Here is a 14,661-nt window from a genome sequence, read left to right as displayed (position 1 = left end):
CGATGCCGCCGCGTTCCTCCCTTCCCCTTGCGCTCACGCAGGGGGACCCGGCGGGCATAGGTCCCGATATCACGCTCGCCGCCTGGCTTCGCCGTGGTGAGCTGGATTTACCGCCCTTCCTGTTTTTGGGTGATGCCACTGTGCTGGCAGCAAGGGCGTCCCAGCTCGGTCTGAGCGTACAACTCGCAATCGCCGATCCGGAAAATACCTGCGATATATTTCCGGATGCGTTACCGATCCTGCCTATCGAAGCTGGCATGGAAGTCACCGCCGGCGAACCGCACGTGGCGACGGCAAAAGGCACGATTGCCGCCATCGAGACGGCCGTCTCACTCAGCATGAGCGGCCGGACATCCGCCGTAGTCACCAATCCGATCGCCAAATCAGTGCTCTATGAAGCCGGCTTCGGTTTTCCCGGCCATACGGAATTCCTGGCGGATCTCGCGACGCGTGCGACTGGGAAGCCGGTCATGCCCGTGATGCTGCTGGCCGGTCCGAAGCTCCGCGCGATCCCGGTCACCATCCATATTCCGCTGAAAGAGGTGCCTCAGGCACTGACCTTCGATCTGATCGTCGAGACGTGCCGGATCACAGATCACGACCTGCGCAGCCGCTTCGGCATCGCCACGCCACGCCTGGCCGTTGCCGGCCTCAATCCACATGCCGGGGAGAACGGCGCACTCGGCAAGGAGGACGACGAAATCGTCAGGCCTGCAATCGACACGCTCCGCAGCGAAGGCATTGATGCATTCGGTCCCCTGCCCGCCGACACCATGTTCCATGATGACGCCCGTCAACGTTACGATGTCGCCATCTGCATGTATCACGACCAGGCTTTGATTCCCGCCAAGGCGCTCGGTTTCGACGATTCCGTCAATGTCACGCTTGGCTTACCCTTCGTCCGCACTTCCCCGGATCACGGCACGGCCTTCGGCATCGCCGGCAAGGGTATTGCCAAGGAAAACAGTCTCGTGGCAGCCCTCAAGCTGGCTAGTGAGATTAGCAGCAAGATCGGAAATAATCGCTGATGGCCGCACTCGATGGCTTGCCGCCCCTCCGCGATGTGATCCAGCGCCATGGCCTCGATGCGCGCAAGGCGCTTGGCCAGAACTTTCTTCTCGACCTCAATCTGACCCAGAAGGTCGCACGCACAGCCGGATCGCTTGAAGGCGTCACCGTCTTCGAAGTCGGACCTGGGCCTGGCGGTTTGACGCGCGCCATCCTGGCGCTCGGTGCGGCCAAGGTCATCGCCGTCGAACGCGATGCGCGCTGCCTGCCGGCGCTGGCGGAAATCGCCGATCACTATCCGGGCCGGCTTGAGGTGATCGAAGGCGATGCGCTGAAAACGGATTTTGCGGCAATGGCACCAGAAGGCCCCGTCAAGATCATCGCCAACCTGCCTTACAATGTCGGCACCCAGCTGCTGGTCAACTGGTTGCTGCCGGATCATTGGCCACCTTTCTGGCAGTCTCTGACCCTGATGTTCCAGAAAGAGGTCGGCCAGCGGATCGTGGCGCAGGAGGATGACGACCACTACGGCCGGCTCGGCGTGCTCTGCGGCTGGCGCACGGAGGCACAGATGGCCTTCGACATATCTCCGCAGGCCTTTACGCCGCCGCCCAAGGTGACGTCGACGGTGGTGCATCTGACACCAAGGGAAAATCCCATTCCCTGTGCCGTCGACAAGCTGGAGAAGGTGACCCAGGCCGCTTTCGGCCAACGCCGCAAGATGCTGCGCCAGAGCCTGAAGCCGCTTGGCGGCGAAACGCTTCTGCTGAAGGCCGAGATCGACCCGCAGCGCCGCGCCGAGACGCTTTCGGTGGAGGAGCTCTGCCGGCTGGCAAATTGCCTTTGATCAAGATCAGAGCGTCCGATCGGCTTCAGAGCTGCGGCGTCTCTTCCAGCAGTTCGCGAACGAAATCGAACATGCCATGCCGACGGTCGCGGCGCAGGCGCTCGGCCTTGACGATCGACTGGACCGCATTGAAGGCCAGGGTCAGATCGTCGTTGACGATGACATAGTCATATTCACGCCAATGGGCGATTTCGGCCCGCGAATTGGCGAGACGCCTGGCGATCACCTCCTCGGAATCCTCGGCGCGACGATGAAGGCGCGATTGCAGCTCGGTCATGGTTGGCGGCAGCACGAAGATAGAGACGACATCGGCCGGCATCTTCTCCTGCAGCTGCTGGGCACCCTGCCAGTCGATATCGAAAAGCATGTCGCGACCTTCGGCCATCGCCACCTCTACCGGCTCGCGCGGCGTGCCGTAGAAATTGCCATGCACCTCGGCCCATTCGAGCAGTGAGTCTGAATCGCGGAGGCGCTCGAATTCGCGCTGCGACACGAAATGATAGTGCACGCCTTCGATCTCGCTCGGCCGCCGCTGTCGGGTGGTAACGCTGACCGAAAGGCTGACTTCGCCGTCCTTCTCCAGCAGGTTACGCGCAATTGTCGATTTGCCGGCGCCTGATGGAGAGGAGATGGCAAGCATCAGCCCCCGGCGGGCGATCGGAATGGATGTGGATGTCGCCGGCTTCATGGCCTACTCCAAATTCTGGACCTGTTCGCGGAACTGGTCGATGACCACCTTCAGTTCGATCCCGGCAGCCGTTACGGCCGCCGCGTTCGACTTCGAACAGATAGTATTCGATTCCCGGTTAAATTCCTGTGCAAGAAAATCAAGCTTGCGGCCGACGGGGCCGCCCTTGGACATGAGATCGCGCGCTGCTGCCACATGCGCCTTCAGGCGGTCGATCTCCTCGCGCAAATCCGCCTTGGTGGCAAGCAGGGCGGCTTCTGCATGCAGCCGGTCGCGGTCGAGGCCGGATGAGCCGTCCAGAAGCATGGAAACCTGCGTTGCCAATCTCGCTGCGATTTCCTGCGGCGAACGGGAGGGATCGCCCTCGACTGTGGTCGTCAGCGCCTCGATCGTCGCGACTTGCCCGAGCAGAACCCTGCCGAGCGCATCGCCCTCCTGCCTGCGCATGTCGCGGAGATCGCCGAGTGCCGCCTCAAGGCCGGCCATGATGTCGGCATCGCGCGCTGCGACCGCAACCTCGTCTTCTTCGGCCTCCTTGAACTCCACCAGGCCGCGCACGGCCATCAGGCTTTCCAGCCTCAACGGAGCGGGATCGACGATGCCGACCAGTTGATCGCGCAGCGCCAGGATCGCCGCCAGCGCATCCTGGTTCACGACCACCTCGACACGGCTCTCCTCGACGGAAAGCGACAGGCTGACCTGCAGATTGCCGCGTGAGAGCCGATCCGCAATCGACTTGCGAACATCCGCTTCGAGACGCTCCAGGCCCGGCGGCAGGCGCAGGCGGATATCCAACCCCTTGCCGTTTACCGAGCGCAGCTCCCATGCCCAGCGGCCACGACCGCTCGTTCCCTCACGCCGGGCAAAGCCGGTCATGGACTGCAATGCCATGCAAGCCTCCGATAGTTCCTATCCCCAATCCAACGAAAATCTTCGGATTATGGGGCAATGTAAAGTGAATCCGCGCTGGACTCCTTGGGCGAGCCACAGCGCAGTGGGGATTAGTTGGTCTTCTTCTTCTGTTGCGCGCCCGAGCCAGGGGCCACGGCAGAGTCGTCCGGCTGGCCATCCACGGCAATCGCGCTGGGGTCCTCGCCCTTTTCGGCAACCAGCTTGCGCCAGCGCCTGACATTGGCGTTGTGCTCGTCCAGCGTCGCCGCGAAAACATGCCCGCCGGTGCCGTCAGCCACGAAATAGAGATCCTGCGTCTTCCAGGGATTGGCGACGGCCTCCAGAGCATCCTTGCCCGGATTTGCGATCGGCGTCGGTGGCAAGCCCTTGATGAGATAGGTATTATAGGGCGTGTCCTTCTTCAGATCGGACTGATAGATCGGACGATCGGACGGCTTGCCTTCACCGCCGAAGAGCCCGTAGATCACAGTTGGGTCAGACTGAAGGCGCATGCCCTTGCCGAGGCGGTTCAGGAAGACGGAAGCAACATGCGCACGCTCATCGGCGAGGCCGGTCTCCCTTTCCACGATCGAGGCGAGCGTGATGAAATCCTGCTTGTTCGCCAGCTGCACGCTCGAGTCGCGCTTTTCCCAGATCTGATCGACCAGCTTCGTCTGAGCCGCCGCCATCTGCTGAACGATCTCGCCGCGTTTGGTGCCGCGCGTGAACTTATAGGTGTCGGGTCTGAGGCTGCCTTCCGGCGGCAGGGCCGATGGCAGATCGCCTTCCAGCACGGGATCGGCCTGCAGCTTGTTGAACATCTGCCGCACCGTCAATCCTTCCGGCAGAGTGACCGAATAGAGGATCGACTTGCCAGACTTCAGCAGCTCCATAATGTCCTTCATGGAGGCGCCGGCCTTGATCTCGTACTCGCCGGCGCGAAGGGTCTCGCCGTCATGCAGATAGGTGGCCGTCAGCCAGCGGAAGATGCGCTGATCCGTGATGATGTTATTGGATTCAAGGCGATTGGCGATCTCGCTGAGGCCGGCACCATTGCGAACGATGAAGTTGGTGTTGGTCGTCAGCGGACCGGAACCCTGATAGATCGAAAACGCATAATAGGCGCCGCCGACCGCGGCAACAGCGACAAAAACCGCCAGCGTCATCAGGAAATTCAGGAAGATGACCATCTGGCTGCGAGCTTTGCGCGAACGCTTCGGCGGGTCCGGAACACGTTCCGGACGCAAGGCTTCATTGGCCGATTTCGGGATAATCGGTCCTTTCTGCCCGTTCGGAGTTCCGTTGCTCTGGTTCGTATCGCTCACCGGCAATCCCTTCCCTTTTATGATTGCCTGCTCTTTGGCCAAGCAATGCGGCAAAAAGCAGGTTCAGAAGATAAGGCGGAACTCAGCTCCGACTTCGACCGATCAGACATTCCCGCACCGTATTCCCGAGAAAGACGAAGGCGCAGCAACAATCAAGGACGCGGGCGAGATTGCCGAAAGGCACCCTCGCCCTAACAGTTACGCGTTGTTATTAAGCCTCATAGCGACGCAGGACAAGCGACGCATTCGTGCCGCCGAAGCCGAAAGAGTTCGACAGCGCAACGTTGATTTCGCGCTTGCGAGCCTTGTGCGGAACGAGATCGATGGTGGTCTCGCGCTCCGGATTGTCCAAGTTCAGCGTCGGAGGGGCAATATTGTCGCGGATGGCGAGCGTCGCGAAGATCGCCTCGATGGCGCCGGCAGCCCCAAGAAGATGGCCGGTCGCCGACTTGGTCGATGACATCGAGATCCTCGACGCGGCATCGCCGACCAACCGCTCGACGGCGCCGAGCTCGATCGTGTCGGCCATGGTCGAGGTGCCATGGGCGTTGATGTAGTCGACATCGGCCGGCGTCAGTCCCGCGCGCTTCAGCGCCGAAGTCATGCAACGGAACGCGCCTTCGCCGTCCTCGGACGGAGCGGTGATGTGATGGGCATCGCCCGAAAGGCCATATCCCACGACCTCGGCGTAGATCTTGGCGCCGCGGGCCTTGGCGTGTTCCAGTTCTTCGAGAACGACGACACCGGCGCCCTCACCCATGACGAAACCGTCACGGTCGCGGTCATAGGGGCGCGAAGCCTTCTGAGGCGTATCGTTGAAGTCAGTCGACAGGGCCTTGCAGGCGGCAAAGCCAGCCAGCGAGATACGGCAGACCGGAGCTTCGGCGCCACCTGCCACCATGACGTCGGCATCGCCGAGCATGATCAGCCGGGCGGCGTCGCCGATCGCATGCGCACCTGTCGAGCAGGCGGTGACGACGGCATGGTTCGGGCCACGCAGCTTGTGGCGGATCGAGACCTGGCCGGACACGAGATTGATGAGGCGGCCGGGAATAAAGAAGGGCGAGATGCGGCGCGGGCCCTTGTCGCGCAGCGTATAGCCGGCTTCGACGATGCCTTCGAGGCCGCCAATGCCCGAGCCGATCATGACGCCGGTGGCGATCTGGTCCTCGTCCGTTTCGGGGTGCCAGTGGGCATCGCGCAGCGCCATATCAGCGGCCGCCATGCCATAGATGATGAACGGATCGACCTTGCGCTGTTCCTTCGGCTCCATCCAGTCGTCGGCATTGAACGTGCCGTCGCTGCCGTCGCCGACCGGAATGCGGCATGCGATCTTGGCGGGGAGATCTTCGACCTCGAATTCGGTCACGAGGCGCGCACCGTTGTGCCCAGCGAGCAAACGCGTCCAAGACACCTCCGTGCCGCAGCCCAAAGGTGATACCATGCCGGTACCCGTGATAACGACACGTCTCATCGCCCGCAGACCCCCGTCTTTTTATGATGATATGCGTATAAATATGCTTCGTCCGACTTTATCGGACGAAATAGGGCGGACTCTTCAGCCCGCCCCGTCAAAAAGCGCAAAAGATTAGGCCTGAGCCTTCTCAATGAACTTTACCGCGTCGCCGACCGTCAGGATCGAGTCAGCAGCGTCGTCCGGGATTTCAACGCCGAATTCTTCTTCGAAGGCCATGACCAGTTCGACGGTGTCGAGCGAGTCCGCGCCCAGATCGTCGATGAAGCTTGCGCTTTCAACAACCTTGTCGGCGTCAACGCCAAGATGATCAACAACAATTTTCTTTACGCGTTCTGCGATATCGCTCATGTCGGTTTCCTCGACTTTATATCCTGATCAGAATGCCCTGTGACATCCCTACCTATTCAAACCTGCAGCGTCAGTCCTGACACCGCTGGCAAACCCGTTCAACCCGGCATTGAGTTCCGGTCCAGCGCCTTGAATGCGGCCCAGTCCGTCTGCATTTTCCGGACGACTGTTCTCAGTCATGGCCCGCTTAACACGGTTTAAGTCCGTCGCAAAGCCAGAAAATAGCCGGCTCCGGGTTGCTCAACATGCTATTGGAGGGAAAGTTCCCTCCAATAGCAATTCCTTTAGATCATCGCCATGCCGCCGTTGACATGGATCGTCTGACCCGTGACGTAGCTGGCTTCGGAAGAGGCGAGATAGGCGACCGCCGAAGCGACTTCCTGACCCGTGCCCATGCGCCTCATGGGAATGGCACCCATGATGGCTTCCTTCTGCTTGTCGTTCAGCTTGCCCGTCATTGCGCTCTCGATAAACCCGGGAGCGACACAGTTAACCGTGACGTTGCGGCTCGCGATTTCCTGCGCCAGCGACTTGCTGAAGCCGATCATACCGGCCTTGGAGGCGCAGTAATTCGCCTGGCCGGGATTGCCTGTCACGCCGACGACGGAGGTGATGTTGATGATGCGGCCATAGCGGCGGCGCATCATCGGATGAGTGAGCTCCCGCGTCAGGCGGAAGACCGCCGTCAGATTGACTTCCAGCACCGCGTCCCAGTCCTCGTCGCTCATGCGCACGAAGAGGCCGTCCTTGGTGATGCCGGCATTGTTGACGAGAATATCGACGCCGCCGAGCTCTTCTTCGGCCTTGGCGCCGAGTGCCTTTACCTCGTCACGATCCGACAGGTTGGCCGGGAAGATCTTGACACGATCGCCGAGTTCGGAGGCCAACGTCTCCAGTTTTTCGACGCGCGTGCCGTGCAGGCCGACGATGGCGCCCTGCTTGTGCAGGAGCCGGGCAATTTCTTCGCCGATGCCACCGGATGCACCGGTTACCAGGGCCTTGCGGCCGGTCAAATCAAGCATGTTTGTCCCTCGTTCCTTATTCTATCAGCCGAGCAATGCGCCGAGCGCCGTATCGATGTCTGCAGCATTGTTGACGGCGATGCCGTTGACCGACTTGTCGATGCGACGCGCCAGGCCGGTCAGCACCTTGCCGGCGCCAATTTCATACAATGTTGTCACATTGTTGGCGGCAAACCACTCCACCGTTTCGCGCCAGCGAACCTGACCTGTGACCTGCTCGACCAGCAGCCTGGCGATCTCATCGGCGTCCGTAACCGGAGCGGCCTTGACGTTAGCAATGACGGGCACGACCGGGTTGGCCTTGGCGACGCCGGCAAGTGCCTCGCGCATGGCGTCCGCGGCCGGAGCCATCAGTTTCGAATGGAAGGGTGCCGAGACCGGCAGCAGGATGGCGCGCTTGGCGCCTTTGGCGGTTGCGAGCTCCGTGGCCTTTTCAACGGGAGCTTTCTCGCCGGAGATGACGATCTGGCCGCCGCCATTGTCGTTGGCGATCTGGCAGGCGCCGAGGGCGGACGCTTCGGCACAGACGGCGATGACATCGGCATGTTCGAGCCCAATGATCGCGGCCATGGCGCCGACGCCGACCGGGACCGCCGCCTGCATGGCATTGCCGCGAATGCGCAGCAGCCGCGCTGTGTCCGCAAGCGAGAAAGTGCCGGCGGCACAGAGCGCCGAATATTCGCCGAGCGAGTGGCCGGCCACATAAGCGACCTTGCTCTTCAGATCGAAGCCGCGCGCCTGCAGCACGCGGATAACGGCCATCGACACGGCCATCAGCGCCGGCTGCGCATTGGCCGTCAAGGTCAGCTTGTCTTCCGGGCCGTCGAAGATGACGTCGGAGAGCTTTTCACCGAGCGCTTCATCGACTTCCTCGAAGACGGCGCGCGCCTCGGCGAAATTGTCGGCAAGGTCCTTGCCCATGCCAACGGCTTGGCTGCCCTGGCCGGGAAATGTGAAAGCAACAGTCATTATAAAGCGTCCTTTTGGGGGTCGTTTCGCTTCCCAATGACATTGTTTACAGCGGAGTCAATAGTGCAAGCCCTGTCGCCACAGGCTTTTGCGCCTGCGAAGCACAATGATTTTTTTCTTGCGCTTGCTCAGATCGAGCCTAAATTTGCGCGACCTCATTCATTTTGGCTTTCTCCCATCCCCCAAGGTTTTCCCATGAAATATAAGAATTTAGGCCGCACAGATATTTCCGTTTCGCAGATTTGCCTGGGCACGATGACCTGGGGCACGCAGAATAGCGAAGCCGAAGCTCACGCGCAGATGGACTATGCCGTCCAGAAGGACATCAATTTCTTCGATACCGCCGAAATGTATCCGACGACGCCGGTGGGACCGGAGACGCAAGGGCGCACCGAGGAATATATCGGCACCTGGTTCGAGAAGACCGGCAAGCGCAAGGAAATCGTACTTGCCACCAAGGTCGCCGGCCCTGGCCGCGAGTATCTGCGCGGCGGACAAGGTCCGGATGCCGCCAATATCAACGCCGCGATCGACGCCAGCCTGAAGCGACTGAAGACCGATTATATCGACCTCTATCAGGTCCATTGGCCGAACCGCGGCCATTTCCATTTCCGCCAGAACTGGCGCTACAACCCCTTCAATCAGGACCGCGAAAAGGCGATCGCCGATATCACCGAGATTCTGGAAACGATGGGCGAGCTGGTAAAGGCCGGCAAGATCCGCGCCATCGGCCTGTCGAACGAGACGACCTGGGGCATCCAGAAATACCTGACGATCGCCGAACAAAAGAACTTGCCGCGCGTAGCGACCACGCAGAACGAATACAATCTGCTCTACCGGCATTTCGATCTCGACCTGGCCGAGCTTTCGCATCACGAGGATGTCGGCCTGCTTGCCTATTCGCCACTCGCCGGCGGTATTCTCAGTGGCAAGTATGTCGGCGGCGCCCGGCCTGCCGGTTCGCGTGGCTCGATCAATCAAGACATCGGCGGCCGCCTGCAGCCGCTGCAGGAACCGCCGGTCAAGGCCTATCTCGAAATCGCCGCCAAATACGGCATCGACCCATCGAAGCTGGCGCTCGCCTACTGCCTCACCAAGCCCTTCATGGCCTCCGTCATCATCGGTGCCACGACGATGGCGCAGCTCGAAACCGATATCGCCGCCGCTTATGTGACGCTGCCAACAGAGGTATTGGCCGAGATCGAACAAGTTCACCGGAAATATCCGATGCCGATGTGAAGCTGAAAAGCGCCCCGTTTTCACGCGGGGCGCCCCACTATAAAGTGCCTTGGAGCAGAATGTGCTCAGCACTATTCTATTCCTCCGCCTCCGGCGCGGTCGTCAATTCGGATCCATACGCCTCGCGCAACTCTTCCTGCCCTTTCATGCGGTCCTTGGCCTTGTGAAGCAGGATCGACCGATAGCCTTCCGAACTGCATCCCTCGATCAGGGTGACGTCGGCGTTTCCAGGATTGTCCGAGCGCTCAAACCAATCGACCGGGTGATGCAGGAAGTTCATCTCGAAGGCGCGGTTGGTGACGCCGTGGCCGACGATGATGACATTGTTTCTGCCATTCTCGGCGTCGTGCATGACGGTCTGCAGGAACAGACGGAGGCGCTGGGCGACATCGGCGCGGCTCTCTCCATCGGGCGGCCGTGCATAGAACTTGCCGTTATTGTTGCGCAGCCTCGCCCATTTCTCGAATTCGTCGGGGAACTTCCGCTTCTGTTCGGCATGGTCGTAGATCTCGGTGAAGAGCCCGAAATCCTGTTCGCGCAGCAGATAATCTTCCCTCACATCCCCGATCAGATCGGCCGGCAAAACTTCCAGCAAGGCATCCTTGCTCTGGCGCGTCCTCATGAACGGCGAATACCAGACGCTCAGCTTGCGCAATTCGGCTGATGGCAGTCCTTTCAGATAGGCTGATATCGCCTCCCCCGCCGTCAGCACCTGCCGATACCCCCACTCGGTCAGCGGAACATTGTGATCGCCGAATTGCCGATAGGCCCGGTCGTCGATATTGCCGAGGGATTCGCCGTGCCGAACGAGGAAGATGCGCATGAACCATCCCTATTGCTGTCATTCGCGGCTCATCATATTGGAGAGCGTGGCGGGCGCAACGCTGCTGCCGGCGGGCACTCGCAATTTGGCTTGAGCATTCCCAGCGATCGCATGCCGTCGTCGAGCAAAACGGCATAATTTCGTTCCCACCCTTGCCTTTCGGAGAAAAATCCGTATAAGCCGCCCTGTTCGCAACCCGGTCTTCTGGCTGGTGGCTGAACGGAGGGCCGGTTTTCCGATAAGGGGAATCGTTCGGAACGGAAGCGTTCCAGCCTCCCGTGTCTCCGCTCTCGACCGTCTCGGAAACGCTTTTCTTGCCTGGGTTTATCCCTCTCAGGAGCAGTCGTTGAGGCTTAGCCGCCGAATATCGGGTCAGATCAACGCAAGAAAGGCAAAGCTATCCATGGCTCTTTATGAACATGTATTCCTTGCTCGACAGGATATTTCCGCTCAGCAGGTCGACGCCCTCGTAGAACAGTACAAGGGTGTTATCGAAGCTAACGGCGGTAAAGTCGGGCGTATCGAAAACTGGGGCCTCAAGTCCCTCACCTACCGCATCAAGAAGAACCGCAAGGCTCATTACGCCCTGATGGACATCGATGCTCCGGCCGCTGCGATCCAGGAAATGGAACGTCAGATGCGCATCAGCGAAGACGTCCTGCGTTACATGACGATCGCTGTCGAGAAGCACGAAGAAGGCCCGTCTGCCATGATGCAGAAGCGCGACCGTGACGACCGTCCGCGCCGCGATGGCGACCGCCCGGAGCGCAGCTTCGGCGACCGTGACCGTGGTCCTCGCCCGGATCGTGGTGACCGCGAAGACCGTCCGCGCCGTCCGCGCGAAGACCGCGTATAAGGAGATTTTGAACAATGTCTGAAGTTTCCTCCGCACCGGTCCGCCGCCCGTTCCACCGCCGCCGCAAGACCTGCCCGTTCTCGGGTGCCAATGCGCCGCGCATCGACTACAAGGACGTTCGTCTCCTGCAGCGCTACATTTCCGAGCGTGGCAAGATCGTTCCTTCCCGCATCACGGCCGTTTCCCAGAAGAAGCAGCGCGAACTCGCCCAGGCGATCAAGCGCGCCCGTTTCCTCGGCCTGCTGCCCTACGTCGTCGCTTAATAGCGACCGACGCAGAATGAATTAGAGGGAAGGCAGTCATGCCTTCCCTTCTCCCTTTCGCGATGGGCGCGGATCGGAATATTGAAACCCCATGTTGGGGACGGCTTCCAGAACCGAATTTCGGAAGCATCCTCTAACTGCTCATACGAAGCAGGACAGCGACGTGAAGAAGTTGAACGCAAAAGAGCTTGGCATCGGCGCACTCGCCGGTCTGACCGCCGCCCTACTCGTGTATGGCGCGACGATACAGCCGTTGCTGTTCATCCTGTTCGGCGCGCTTTCCGCTCTCCCGATCCTGATCGTCGGCCTCGGCTGGGGCAACATGGCCGTCATCGTCGCCGTCGTGGCTGCCGGTATTGTCGGCACGGTCGCGCAATCGGTCTATTTCGGGCTGTTCGTCGTTCTGCTGGCCCTGATCCCGGCATGGCTCAGCCATCTTGCCAATCTGGCGCGTCCCGCCTCCGAACTCGGCGGGCCGGATAATCTGACCGCCTGGTATCCGCTCTCCGACATCATGCTGCACCTATGCGGCCTTGCCGCCGTCGTCATCATCGTCGCCGGCGCGGTCATGGGCTACAGTGCCGACCTCGTCGGCCAGGTCGTGGATCTCTACGTCAAGGCCGTCGGCGAGCAGCAGCCATCGTTGCCGCTCGACCCTGTCGCGATCCAGAAGACCAAGAGCCTCATGCTTTATGCGATCCCCGTCGCCTGGGGCATGATCTGGGTCATGATGCTGCTGGCCGCCTATTATGTGGCGACACGCATCGTCGCGACGTCGAGCCGCAATCTGCGCCCCCGCGAAGACATCCCCTCGGCGCTGCGCATGAACCGCAATGCGATCTTCGTCTTTCTCGCGGCGATCGTCGCCATCTTCTTCGGCGGCGTCGTGGCCCTCATCGCCGCCGCCGTGCTCGGTGCCTTCGGCGCGGGCTTCATCGTTTCCGGCTTTGCATCGTTGCATTACCGGACCCGCGGCAAGGACTGGCGCCTGCCGGTGCTGGTCATCTGCTACCTGATGTCCTTCGTGCTGACGCTGCCGCTCTTCATCATTCTCGTTCTCGGCCTCTACGATGTCCGCAAGGCAATATCGCTCACTCCGAACAAGAATGCCGACACACCCAAACAAGACACGAAACTCTGAAATCGAAAGGAACAACGAAAATGGAAGTCATTCTCCTCGAACGCATATCCAAGCTCGGCCAGATGGGCGAAACCGTCAAGGTTCGCGACGGCTTTGCTCGTAACTACCTGCTGCCGCTCGGCAAGGCGCTGCGCGCCAACGCCGCCAACAAGGCCCGCTTCGAATCCGAGCGCGCAACGCTCGAAGCCCGCAACCTCGAGCGCAAGAGCGAAGCCCAGAAGGTTGCCGACGTTCTCGGCGGCAAGTCCTTCATCGTCGTTCGCTCGGCTGGCGAAACCGGCCAGCTCTACGGTTCGGTCGCGGCCCGTGACATCGTCGAAATCCTCGCCGCCGAAGGCTTCAACATCGGCCGCAGCCAGGTTCACATGAACACCCCGATCAAGGCTATCGGCCTGCACGATGTCGCGATCGGCCTGCATGCCGAAGTCGAAATCAAGGTCGAACTCAACGTTGCCCGTTCCGCTGAAGAAGCCGAGCGTCAGTCCAAGGGCGAGACCCTCACCTCCGCCGATGCCATCTACGGCATCGACGAAGACGCCCTGCGTCCGGAAGACTTCTTCGATCCGGAAGCCGACGGCAACGCCGAAGAAGAAGCTTGATCCTCAAGCCTTCTTTAGAGATTACGAACGAAAAAGCCTGGGTCTCGGACCCAGGCTTTTTTATGTTCCAGGAGAGGATAGGACGAACCCTTCGGTCAGTCGCTATCCTTGGCCTCCGGCAGCGGAGCCGAATCCTTGTTGATCGAAACGACGACGGACATGCCGGGCGCCAGGTCATCCGCCAGCGGCTGCCCATCCTCGATCTTGATCCTGACGCCGAGGCGCTGGGCGACCTTGGTGAAATTGCCCGTGGCATTGTCGGGCTTGATGACGGCGAACTCGGAGCCCGCGGCCGGAGAGAAGCGCTGGATACGGCCCTTGATCTCGCGATGCCCGAGAGCATCCACGGAGATCGTTGCGGGCTGATCGAGTTTCATGCCGTCGAGCTGCGTCTCCTTGAAATTGGCGATGACCCAGATGTCCTTCGGGACGAGGTTCATCAGTTGCGTGCCGGGTGTCACATATTGACCGAGACGCACGCCGATTTCCCCGACGCGGCCGTCCTGCGGCGCCCTGATGGTCGTGTTGTCGAGATCAATGTCGGCAAGCTGCACCGCCGCTTCCGCACCACTGACGCCGGCCTCTAGCGAGGCGCGGTTGACGATGATGGTCGTCAGATTCTGCTGCGACACATCCAATGCGGCCTTGGCCTGATTGACCGATGCCTGCGCCTGCTGCAACGTTGCCTGTGCCTGTTCGGAATCGCTTGTCGTCGATACGCCTCTCGAGACCAGTGTCGTCACGCGATCGGCGGCAAGCTGCGCGCGCTTCAACGCGGCATTGGCGCTGTCGATCTGCGCCTGGCTGGAGACGATGCCGGCCTTGGCCGCCTGCTCCTGCTGCTGCGAATTGGCGAGCGCCGCCTTCTGCCCGGCGAGCGTTGCATTCGCCTGCGCCACCTTCTGCTTGTAGATGCGATCGTCGATCTGGGCGAGCACGTCGCCCTCCTTGACGAGCTTGTAGTCCTTGATCGGCACGTCGGTGATATAGCCGCTGACCTGGGGACTGATGGTGGTGACATAACCTTTCACATAGGCATCATCGGTGGTTTCGACCGAGCTTTTGAACGGCGGCAGGTGCCAGGCATAGAGTATCAGCATGACGCCGCCGATGCCGGCGAGAACGGCGATGACTTCGATTGGAGAGCGAACGAGCCTCGACATGG

16 protein-coding genes are annotated in these 14,661 nt (G+C 60.8%); 7 read left to right on the top strand and 9 right to left on the bottom strand.

Annotated features, from left to right (window positions below):
* The first annotated feature begins 2 nt into the window (after positions 1–2).
* Positions 3–1,028 carry a 4-hydroxythreonine-4-phosphate dehydrogenase PdxA gene (gene pdxA, locus ACIQWP_RS14540; protein ID WP_402788288.1) on the top strand — a complete coding sequence of 342 codons (1,026 nt, stop codon included), beginning with the start codon at positions 3–5 and terminating at the stop codon, positions 1,026–1,028.
* Positions 1,028–1,855: a 16S rRNA (adenine(1518)-N(6)/adenine(1519)-N(6))-dimethyltransferase RsmA gene (gene rsmA / locus ACIQWP_RS14535; RefSeq protein ID WP_402788286.1), complete on the top strand. Its 828-nt coding sequence runs from the start codon at positions 1,028–1,030 to the stop codon at positions 1,853–1,855. The genes pdxA and rsmA overlap by 1 nt, the downstream gene beginning before the upstream one ends.
* Before the next feature lie 25 nt (positions 1,856–1,880).
* Here the strand turns inward: rsmA and gmk are convergent, their stop codons facing one another.
* From gmk to fabD, 7 genes are all read right to left on the bottom strand, one after another.
* Complete coding sequence (gene gmk / locus ACIQWP_RS14530; RefSeq protein ID WP_402788284.1) at positions 1,881–2,543, bottom strand: guanylate kinase; 663 nt, start codon at positions 2,541–2,543, stop codon at positions 1,881–1,883.
* Between the two features lie 3 nt (positions 2,544–2,546).
* Complete coding sequence (locus ACIQWP_RS14525; protein WP_402788282.1) at positions 2,547–3,434, bottom strand: YicC/YloC family endoribonuclease; 888 nt, start codon at positions 3,432–3,434, stop codon at positions 2,547–2,549.
* Positions 3,435–3,544: 110 nt separating this feature from the next.
* On the bottom strand, positions 3,545–4,759 hold the full coding sequence (gene mltG, locus ACIQWP_RS14520; RefSeq protein WP_402788280.1) for an endolytic transglycosylase MltG: 1,215 nt from the start codon (positions 4,757–4,759) through the stop codon (positions 3,545–3,547).
* Between the two features lie 211 nt (positions 4,760–4,970).
* Positions 4,971–6,233: a beta-ketoacyl-ACP synthase II gene (gene fabF / locus ACIQWP_RS14515; RefSeq protein WP_402788278.1), complete on the bottom strand. Its 1,263-nt coding sequence runs from the start codon at positions 6,231–6,233 to the stop codon at positions 4,971–4,973.
* 114 nt (positions 6,234–6,347) lie between these two features.
* Entirely contained in the window at positions 6,348–6,584 is a 237-nt protein-coding gene (locus tag ACIQWP_RS14510; protein ID WP_004122114.1) for an acyl carrier protein, read from the bottom strand.
* A 284-nt stretch (positions 6,585–6,868) separates the two neighbouring features.
* Positions 6,869–7,606 carry a 3-oxoacyl-[acyl-carrier-protein] reductase gene (gene fabG / locus ACIQWP_RS14505; protein ID WP_402788275.1) on the bottom strand — a complete coding sequence of 246 codons (738 nt, stop codon included), beginning with the start codon at positions 7,604–7,606 and terminating at the stop codon, positions 6,869–6,871.
* Between the two features lie 24 nt (positions 7,607–7,630).
* The gene (fabD, locus tag ACIQWP_RS14500; RefSeq protein WP_402788273.1) at positions 7,631–8,575 is read right to left on the bottom strand and encodes an ACP S-malonyltransferase; all 945 of its coding nucleotides are present in this window, start codon (positions 8,573–8,575) and stop codon (positions 7,631–7,633) included.
* A 195-nt stretch (positions 8,576–8,770) separates the two neighbouring features.
* Here fabD and ACIQWP_RS14495 point away from each other — a divergent pair, with 195 nt between their 5' ends.
* A complete protein-coding gene (locus ACIQWP_RS14495; RefSeq protein ID WP_402788271.1) occupies positions 8,771–9,814 on the top strand; it encodes an aldo/keto reductase in 1,044 nt (347 codons plus the stop codon).
* Positions 9,815–9,890: 76 nt separating this feature from the next.
* Here ACIQWP_RS14495 and ACIQWP_RS14490 read toward each other — a convergent pair whose 3' ends face one another.
* Positions 9,891–10,637, bottom strand: a complete 747-nt coding sequence (locus tag ACIQWP_RS14490; protein ID WP_402788269.1) for a histidine phosphatase family protein — start codon at positions 10,635–10,637, stop codon at positions 9,891–9,893.
* Between the two features lie 403 nt (positions 10,638–11,040).
* Between ACIQWP_RS14490 and rpsF the strand changes: the two genes are divergently transcribed.
* The 4 genes from rpsF to rplI all read left to right on the top strand — a co-directional run bounded on the left by rpsF (position 11,041) and on the right by rplI (position 13,496).
* Complete coding sequence (rpsF, locus tag ACIQWP_RS14485) at positions 11,041–11,493, top strand: 30S ribosomal protein S6 (protein WP_092851559.1); 453 nt, start codon at positions 11,041–11,043, stop codon at positions 11,491–11,493.
* Positions 11,494–11,507: 14 nt separating this feature from the next.
* A complete protein-coding gene (rpsR, locus tag ACIQWP_RS14480) occupies positions 11,508–11,756 on the top strand; it encodes a 30S ribosomal protein S18 (protein WP_004122103.1) in 249 nt (82 codons plus the stop codon).
* A 163-nt stretch (positions 11,757–11,919) separates the two neighbouring features.
* Positions 11,920–12,897, top strand: coding sequence for a DUF2232 domain-containing protein (locus ACIQWP_RS14475; protein ID WP_402788266.1), 978 nt, complete (start codon positions 11,920–11,922; stop codon positions 12,895–12,897).
* Positions 12,898–12,917: 20 nt separating this feature from the next.
* Positions 12,918–13,496 carry a 50S ribosomal protein L9 gene (gene rplI / locus ACIQWP_RS14470; RefSeq protein ID WP_402788264.1) on the top strand — a complete coding sequence of 193 codons (579 nt, stop codon included), beginning with the start codon at positions 12,918–12,920 and terminating at the stop codon, positions 13,494–13,496.
* 95 nt (positions 13,497–13,591) lie between these two features.
* Here rplI and ACIQWP_RS14465 read toward each other — a convergent pair whose 3' ends face one another.
* Positions 13,592–14,659, bottom strand: coding sequence for an HlyD family secretion protein (locus ACIQWP_RS14465; protein WP_402788262.1), 1,068 nt, complete (start codon positions 14,657–14,659; stop codon positions 13,592–13,594).
* Positions 14,660–14,661 lie beyond the last annotated feature (2 nt).

Source organism: Rhizobium sp. NPDC090279, from assembly GCF_044769665.1.
Lineage (GTDB): Bacteria > Pseudomonadota > Alphaproteobacteria > Rhizobiales > Rhizobiaceae > Rhizobium.
Note: the sequence above shows the minus strand (reverse complement) of the source record. Positions and strands in the feature narration are given on the sequence as shown.